The organism is Polaromonas sp. P3_C2, assembly GCF_056402675.1.
This window is the reverse complement of sequence record NZ_JBFUGX010001130.1, coordinates 1-785: the sequence shown is the minus strand read 5'-3', so window position 1 is coordinate 785 and position 785 is coordinate 1. Positions and strand designations below refer to the sequence as shown.

Annotated in this window: 2 protein-coding genes; one reads left to right on the top strand and one right to left on the bottom strand. The window is 62.0% G+C overall.

The window, feature by feature from the left end:
- The coding region (locus AC1DWI_RS25120) for a tripartite tricarboxylate transporter substrate-binding protein (protein WP_477726177.1) at positions 1–266 on the top strand (266 nt) is incomplete at its 5' end.
- Positions 267–323: 57 nt separating this feature from the next.
- Here AC1DWI_RS25120 and AC1DWI_RS25115 read toward each other — a convergent pair.
- Positions 324–785: NAD(P)-dependent oxidoreductase (locus AC1DWI_RS25115; RefSeq protein WP_477726176.1), on the bottom strand; the 462-nt coding region annotated here is incomplete at its 5' end.

The window sequence follows — 785 nt, the reverse complement described above, 5'->3', positions numbered from 1 at the left end:
TTCCCACACTGCGCGAAGGCGGTGTGAACAATGTGGTGCTGTCGGCCTGGATCGGCCTGCTGGTTCCCGCCAAAACGCCTCAGCCCGTGATCGACAAGCTCAGCAAATCCGCGAAGGCGTTTCTGAGAGGCGATGCCAAAACCAGACTGCTGGAAATCGGCATGGAGCCGGCACCCGATGAGGCCAAGCCCCTGGCCCAAGTGATTTCAGAAGAGATTCGCATCCACGCCGACCTGGTGAAAGCCGCCGGCCTGGTGCCGCAGTAAAAGCGAAAGACGCTGGCCGGGCTGGGGCGCATGCCCCAGGCAGCCGTCGATCGAAAGCTAAGCCAAAGCCTCGGCGGTCACACCTTCGATCACGCTTCGCGCGTTGCGCGCAGCCGCAACGCCCATGTTCACGTAGGCGTTGCTCGTGACACCGCCGATGTGGGGGCTCAGGATGAGACCCGGCTCGTTCTGGAAGGGGTGCCCTGGCGCCATGGGTTCCACGCTGAAGCTGTCCAGGCCCGCAGAATGGACTTGCCCGCTACGAAGGGCTTCGAGCAAAGCGGCTTCATCCACCAGCCCCCCGCGCGCCGTGTTGACGATGATCACACCCCTCTTGCACTTTGCCAGCGTGGTGCCATTCAGCAGGTTGCGGTTCTCGTCCGTCAGCGGGCAATGCAGCGAAATCACGTCGGCGTTTTGCCAAAGCGTTTCGAGCTCGACCCGTGTCATGAATTCCGGCAGCTCTTTGGCGTAAGGGTCAAAGCCCAAAACTTCCATGCCCACTGCACTCGCCATGCG